Here is a 7,130-nt window from a genome sequence, read left to right as displayed (position 1 = left end):
ATCCCAAAATGCTGGCCCGGAGCAGGCCTGACGAACTCCATTCGAAGCGCCGATGCCACAGAATCGGGGGCGATTCCCAAGTGCGTCGCCCTCATCCCACCGCTGGCGCCGGCGTCGGTCTCCCGCGCTCGAATTCAATCTCCATAGCGCATCGCCTACGCTGAGCGCTCCCGACCGAAATCCGCGGTTTCCTCCCTGGAGCGTTGTCCAACGCCTGCCATCAGCCTCGACCGATCATCGACGGCTTTCCCGATTGGCAGGCGTCGAACAACGCTAAACCGAATCCGCAGTTGAAGGTTGTCGGGAACGTCCTTCTCTTCGAGAATTCCCACCGCGTCCTTGATGAACCGGACGATCACCCGGAGGCGTGCTTGGAGATCGTCCTCCCATGCGATGTTAGCTACTCCATTGAGCTTGTACAGGTCGAATACGGCATGCTCAATGTTGCTTTTGGCGCGATAGAGCACGAACGAGTGGGCGCCGTATCCTTTTTCGACGTAGTTGCGGAAGGTCATTAATACGATGCGGCAGTACGCTTCCCATTGAGCTGCATCCCATACCCTCTTGCCATCGATGTCTGGGTCAAGGAATGTCCCAATCGCCTCGACCATTTCGTAGTTCGAGAACATGGCCTGACTGAGCGGCTTGTGGTACCCGATCAACCCGGATTGATAGCCCTCGGCCTCATGGAAGAGGAAGGAGTCCTTGTTCGCGATGGCCTCGTTCACTATGTTATTGGCGAAGGCCTCCACCTGAATGCCATATTTCCTTGTCTCCGCCATCGCACGGAAGAAGGCCAAGGCAGTGCCCGGCGAGGATTCGATGATTACCCGACACAATCTCCTATCCGCGATGAGCAAGAGCAAATCGTTGGCATACCCCTCAACCTTAGGCGGATCTTCCCTTTCCTCATTATTGGGCGTGATTCGGTAGTTCTTGAGCCTTCCCCAATCTGTGGCGTGTCGGACCAGCGCGGCGGCCGAGAAGGCGAGCTCGTCGGCGATAACCGCGAGCTCCGCCGGTGAGCCCTTGAGGATGAATTGGTAAAGGGTCCGCGCGAAGCGCCGGGCGTTGTGCCGACCGTACGTCGATGGCCGGATGAATGCGAACCAAGTCCAGGTGACGAAGTTCAGGAAAAACAGTCCCCCCATGAGGGCTTGCCATGACCCAGGTGTCAAGAGATTGCCCTTTGGCACGAGCCACTGCTCGGCGCGCCAAAGGTCCGTCAGCAGCGTCAGCATGCCAACGGCGGTGACTACCGAGAACGTGATCCCCTGAAGGGGTATGGGGGCGGTCCGTACTCGGAAGCGATAGCGGACGTCGGCGATCGTCCAAGCCAACACCATGAGCGCGAGGCCCGCGAGGAACTCCGAGAACCCAAAGAATTTCAGCCCGCTGCCGTCGAGCGGAATGAAGCAGAAGCCTCCGAAGCATTGCTCTCCTACCATGCAAATCTCCTTTCGGACCTGGTTTCCGCATGTTCTGCGATGCTAGACAGATCCCGGACCTCTGTATGGAAACAGGTACTCGTCCGTTAGCATAATGGTCCTAAACAGTCCCTTTGATCGCTTCGCAGGCGCATGCCGCCCCGGAGAACGCCGCCTCCTCGTCAGACCTAGACACCCACTGTCAAGCACATGGGCGGTCGGGCATGAATATGCCCAACTGTCCGTCGACTTCTTCGAGGTATCCGTGACCGGGATTTGCCTCCAGCCACGAGCGGTCCTGCGCCAGAATTGCCGCAAAGCGGTAATTGTTCGCTTATTTTCACCGTACTATTTGTGTTGATATACGGACCTTGGCCGACGGGTTAATAACTTCTAGGTGTCAGACGACGTTGCGTCTCGATCTGGGCGCTCTTCTGTAGATTCGATTTCCCTCGATGAGGGATGAGACTGTTCATACTTCTCCGAGCGTTGGGCACCTACGCCTCGTATAGCGTCGGATAGGGGTGCAAGGCTGGACGGGCCGCTATGCGCATCGTCTTCGATCATCTTCTTAAGGGCCCCCTCAGGTAGGCTCGATAGCAGCCGCAGCACTCGGCGGAAACTTTCGATTCGTTGCTTGCTGGGGGGAGTCGCTTCTCCGTGTACCTCAAAGAAGTACTTGATATCGCCTGAGGTAGGCAAAAACTGCTTACTGTCGAATTTCACTGCGAGTGTTTGAACCAACTGTTTCTGCTCAGGTGGCAAATTGACCCTAGCAGCCATCAGGGCCGCAGTTAACCGCACCGATGGCCGCTTGCCGTGCGTATCAGTTCTCGGTTCGCCTTCAGTGCGCTCACCAATTAACAATGACACACGTTGGCCCGCACTTAGTCGATTGAGTTCGCTGCTTACGGCATCTAAACCCCACTCATCGACCAATACCGAGAGCATCGAACGTAGCAAGCCAACTCTACCCGACTTTTTTTCCATTGTGCATTAAATTCCAATACGGTCAAAAAACTCATTCGCAAACTGATAGAACATGTCAGCATTGCCGGAATAACTGTTATCACCTCGCATAAGCTTTGGGAATCCGCGCGAGAACGGTATTTCACGGGAAAATACGTGCCATCCATTCTTGGTTGCTTCGTCTCTAATCTCGCGAAGTGCGCGCGACTTCTCCGGGCCGCCATTGTTGCCCCCATGATAGAAGCCATTGTTGATAACAACGCCTGTCACTTCGATTGTGTGCCCCCTGTTCCTCCGCGAAAAATCGCTCAAGGATTCGCGCAACAAGGGGAACCCAATTGTTGCGAAGTATTCTGGTTTAACCGGAACCAACACGAGGCCGCTGGCGTGATATGCGGCATGCGTTAACACTGATTCTGTTGGCGCGCAATCAATGATTATTAGGTCCTTGTCTTGAAATTCTGCAGCCAGAAATTTTGCCAAGACCTTTGGGTCAGGTCTTACAGATTGGGTCAAATTATCGGAGAAATCGAACCGGGAGGGGATGAGTTGTAATGATATTTCATCGTCGCCGAGAACTGTATACGCGACATCGGATGCCCCTAAACTGCTCGCACTTCGCCTAGACGCTGCCGGAGGTCTGTAACCGGCGAACACTTCAACAATTGAAGGGTCCTTATTGTTTAGAAATGTCGTGTACTGCGACCGCATCAAGGCTTGGCTTAAATTGGCCTGGGGATCAATGTCAATCGCAAGAACGTTCTTACGCCGTTGGGTGTACGCTCGTCGCGCAAGTAGTGCTGCAATTGTCGATTTGCCAACACCTCCTTTCAGGTTGATCACGCAAACGACAATCGGCCCGTCAGGTCTTGCCATGTTTGGTCTCCCATTGATGCAATCTAGTTCTTCGGGAATGCAGGGTACTGACGGCTTCCTTAGCGGTCAAGCTGACGTCAACAAGGCTATGTATCAAGCATTTGCGCCCTTGTCGGTGTCCTACGCCTTGGATTTAGGCGGTGCTTGCCTTTGGTTTCAGCGTCTGATCGCTTTCCATTTGTACGTCCCTTTTGGGGCGGGAGTCCCAGTTGGCACAGGGGAGAAGGCGCCGCTTGTCGTAGCTGGCGGGTAAGCCCCGTGTCAAGCGAGTCGAGGCTATAAGGGCAGTCGCCAGCGAGCGGCTTCGGCCGAACTGCAGACGTGCCTCTGGTGCAGATACAGGACCACAGATGCCTGACGCCGAACCCGCAGCCAGTCCTGACCCGCAGGTTCCTCCTCCGATCCCCGCTCCTCGGTCCCCCATCCTCCCCCTCGACACAGGGGGGGAGCATCCGCCGACGCCTCAATAAGCTCTCTCCAGTCTGTGCGATCGCGCGCAGGGACTATGCTGAATCTGAGTCCCCAACGCTGATCGCACACCGGTTTTATCTCGAACAACCATGACGGAGACAGCCATGCCGGACAATACGATCGTCGCCACCCCTTCGGCCTACACCTACCCGCTGCTGGTGAAGCAGCTGCTGCTGAATTCGGTCAGCCTGCACGGCGATCAGGAGATCACTTATCGCGGTGAGATGCGCTACACCTTCCGCGACTTCCGCCGGCGCGTGGGCAAGCTCGCTTCGGCGCTGACGGCGCTCGGCGTGCGGCACGGGACGACGGTGGCGGTGATGGATTGGGATAGTCATCGCTATCTGGAGAGCTACTTCGGCATCCCGATGATGGGGGCGACGATGTTCACGGTGAACGTGCGTCTGTCGCCGCAGCAGATCGCCTACACGCTGAACGATTCCGAGGCGGAGGTGGTGCTGGTGCATGCGGACTTCGTGCCGCTGCTGGAGCAGTTGAAGGCCGAGTTGAAGAACGTACGGCAGATCGTGGTGATGGCTGACGGGCAGGCGCTGCCGGCGACGTCGCTGACGTTCGCGGGTGAGTACGAGGCGCTGGTGGAGGCGGCGTCGGCGGATTTCGAGTTCCGTGATTTCGACGAGAACACCAAGGCCGCGACCTTTTACACGACCGGCACGACGGGCGATCCCAAGGGGGTGTGCTACAGCCATCGCCAGATCGTGATGCACACGCTGGGCACGGCGCTGAGTCTGACCTCGCAGGCGGAGGGGCAGCGACTGCATCGCGAGGACGTGTATATGCCGATCACGCCGATGTTCCACGTGCTGGCGTGGGGCGTGCCCTACATCGCGATGCTGCTGGGCCTGCGGACGGTGCTGCCGGGGCGCTACGTGCCGGATGTGCTGCTGAAGCTGCAGCGCGAGGAGAAGGTGACGTTCTCGCATTGCGTGCCGACGATCCTGCAGATGCTGCTCCAGGCGCCGTCCGGGGCGGATCAGGATCTCACGGGCTGGAAGATCATCATCGGAGGTTCGGCGCTGTCGCCGGCGCTGTGCCGCGCGGCGGTGGAGCGGGGGATCGATGTGTTCGCGGGCTACGGGATGTCGGAGACGGGGCCGGTGGTGGCGCTCGCGCAGCTGTCGGCCGGCGATGCGACGTCGGATCTCGACGCGGAGGTGCATCTGCGTTGTTTGACCGGTCGGCCGGTGCCGCTGGTGGACTTCCGCGTGGTCGATGCCGACATGAACGACGTGCCGCGCGACGGCAAGACGCAGGGCGAGATCGTGCTGCGCGCGCCCTTCCTGACGCAGGGCTACTTCAAGAAACCGGAGGCGTCGGAGGAGTTGTGGGCGGGGGGCTACCTGCACACGCAGGACGTCGCGGTGGTGCGCCCGGACGGTTTCGTGCAGATCGTCGATCGCATCAAGGACGTGATCAAGACGGGCGGCGAGTGGGTGTCGTCGATCGAGGTCGAGGGGCTGATCGGCGAGGTGCCGGGCGTGCAGGAATCCGCGGTGGTCGGCGTGAAGGATGAGAAGTGGGGCGAACGCCCGATGGCTTACGTGGTGTGCAAGCCGGGCGTGACGGTCGATGCGGAGGCGATCCGCCTCCATCTGCTGGGGCTCGTCGAGTCGAATCGCATCAGCAAGTACGCGGTGCCGGATGCCGAGCGCATCGTCTTCGTGGCGGAGATCCCGAAGACCAGCGTCGGCAAGATCAACAAGAAGGCGCTGCGCGAGCGCACGGCCTGATTCCCGTAATCCATCGGCGGCACTGTGGGGGGGCTTTCAGGCCCCCCGTTTTTTGACTTTTCCACCCCCCGAGCGCTACCCCCCATACCCCCCTTACCCCCCGTCGCTGGGGGGAGGTGGGGCCTCCCCGATGCGGACAATGCACATCATCCGGAATGCAGCGACCGGACAGTTAAACAGCTCAAGCCAACGCTAAAAGAGGGGCATAAGAGATGGAAATGAGGAGACAAGGTTCGGCTCCGGCGCGCAGGAAGATGGCGCTGGCCGTCGCCGCCGCGACGCTGGCACTGTGCGGCCCGGTGCAGGCGTTCGAGCTGGACACGGGGAACGCGGACCTTCAGGTTCGGTGGGACAACACGCTGCGCTACAACCTTGCGACGCGGGTGGAGGGGCGCAACAGCAAGTTCGCCAACTCGGCGCTCACCGACGAAGGCACGTACAGCTTCGACCGGGGCGATCTGGTCGCCAACCGCCTCGACCTGCTGTCCGAGCTCGACGTCGTGTACAAGGGCAAGACCGGCTTTCGCGTGAGCGGCGCGGCGTGGGTCGACGCGGCCTACGGCGACAAGAGCGAATCGAATCCGAACGCCCCGTTCGCGGCCATCCCGAGCTACACGAACCACGAGTACAGCCGCTACACGAAGCGCTACTACGCCGGCCCCTCGGGGGAGCTGCTCGACGCCTTCGTGTTCGCCAACTTCGACGCCGCGAGCGTGCCGGTGCGCCTGAAGGCGGGCCGTCACACCGTGTTCTGGGGCGAATCGCTGTTCCTCGGCGGGGCGCTGCACAGCGTCTCGTATGCGCAGATGCCGCTCGACCTGCAGAAGGGCTTCGCGACGCCGGGCGCGGAGGCGAAGGAACTCTTCCGCCCGCTCAATCAGCTCTCGGGCCAGGCCCAGCTCACCGACACGCTGTCGGTGTCGGCGCAGTACTTCATGGAATGGGAAGCCTACCGCTACCCCGAAGGCGGCACCTACCTCGGCCCGGTGGACTTCGCCTTCAACGGCCCCGACCGCCAGTTCATCAGCCGCGGGCTGGGCTTCGCCGCCAACGGCAAGCCGGTCGAGCCCAAGCAGGCCGGTGAATACGGCGTGTCGCTGCGCTGGTCGCCCGAAGCGCTCGACGGCACGCTCGGCGTCTACTACCGCCGCTACGCCGACAAGCTGCCGCAGACCTTCCTCACGCGGGTCGGCCCCGGCATCACCCGCTACAACCTCATCTACGCCGACGACATCGACCTCTTCGGCGTGAGCCTGGCCAAGAACATCGGCGGCGTGAGCGTCGGCGCGGAACTCTCCTACCGCCGCAACACCCCGCTCAACTCGCAGGTGCTGGGCATCTCGCCGAGCGGCCTGCCCGATCGCGGCGAGACCAGCGGCCCGCGTGGCGACACCTTCCATGGGCTGGTCAATGTGTTGGGCCTCATCTCCGAGACCCCGGTGTTCGATGCCGCGAGCTGGGCGGCCGAGCTCACCTGGGCCAAATGGGACAAGGTGCGTAGCGGCGAGCGCCTCTTCTACGCCACCGGCTTCGCGCCGTGCAACGGCCGCGACAAGTGGGACGGCTGCACGACCAAGGACTTCTTCGGCCTCGCGCTCGCCTTCACCCCGACCTGGTACCAGGTGCTGCCCGGGGT

5 protein-coding genes are annotated in these 7,130 nt (G+C 60.7%); 2 read left to right on the top strand and 3 right to left on the bottom strand.

Annotation, left to right across the window (positions count from 1 at the left end; genetic code table 11):
• Positions 1-155: 155 nt before the first annotated feature.
• The 3 genes from F464_RS31480 to F464_RS30705 all read right to left on the bottom strand — a co-directional run bounded on the left by F464_RS31480 (position 156) and on the right by F464_RS30705 (position 3,272).
• Positions 156-1,448 (bottom strand): hypothetical protein, encoded by a 1,293-nt coding sequence (locus F464_RS31480; protein ID WP_018993078.1) that lies wholly within the window; start codon positions 1,446-1,448, stop codon positions 156-158.
• A 372-nt stretch (positions 1,449-1,820) separates the two neighbouring features.
• Positions 1,821-2,417 (bottom strand): hypothetical protein, encoded by a 597-nt coding sequence (locus F464_RS31255; protein WP_157354278.1) that lies wholly within the window; start codon positions 2,415-2,417, stop codon positions 1,821-1,823.
• A 6-nt stretch (positions 2,418-2,423) separates the two neighbouring features.
• Positions 2,424-3,272 carry a ParA family protein gene (locus F464_RS30705; RefSeq protein ID WP_084600620.1) on the bottom strand — a complete coding sequence of 283 codons (849 nt, stop codon included), beginning with the start codon at positions 3,270-3,272 and terminating at the stop codon, positions 2,424-2,426.
• 575 nt (positions 3,273-3,847) lie between these two features.
• Here F464_RS30705 and F464_RS0127450 point away from each other — a divergent pair.
• Positions 3,848-5,494 (top strand): fatty acid--CoA ligase, encoded by a 1,647-nt coding sequence (locus F464_RS0127450; RefSeq protein WP_018993077.1) that lies wholly within the window; start codon positions 3,848-3,850, stop codon positions 5,492-5,494.
• Positions 5,495-5,712: 218 nt separating this feature from the next.
• The coding region (locus F464_RS0127445) for a DUF1302 domain-containing protein (protein ID WP_026296378.1) at positions 5,713-7,130 on the top strand (1,418 nt) is incomplete at its 3' end.

The sequence above is a fragment of the Aromatoleum toluclasticum ATCC 700605 genome (assembly GCF_000378245.1).
GTDB lineage: Bacteria > Pseudomonadota > Gammaproteobacteria > Burkholderiales > Rhodocyclaceae > Aromatoleum > Aromatoleum toluclasticum.
The sequence above is the reverse complement of the archived record's forward strand: the minus strand, read 5'-3'. Positions and strand labels throughout refer to the sequence as shown.

What these genes read in the sequence shown, in the direction of transcription:
- F464_RS31480 (WP_018993078.1), bottom strand. Translation starts at nt 1,448, where the DNA reads ATGGTAGGAGAGCAATGCTTCGGAGGCTTCTGCTTCATTCCGCTCGAC.
- F464_RS31255 (WP_157354278.1), bottom strand. Translation starts at nt 2,417, where the DNA reads ATGGAAAAAAAGTCGGGTAGAGTTGGCTTGCTACGTTCGATGCTCTCG.
- F464_RS30705 (WP_084600620.1), bottom strand. Translation starts at nt 3,272, where the DNA reads ATGGCAAGACCTGACGGGCCGATTGTCGTTTGCGTGATCAACCTGAAA.
- F464_RS0127450 (WP_018993077.1), top strand. Translation starts at nt 3,848, where the DNA reads ATGCCGGACAATACGATCGTCGCCACCCCTTCGGCCTACACCTACCCG.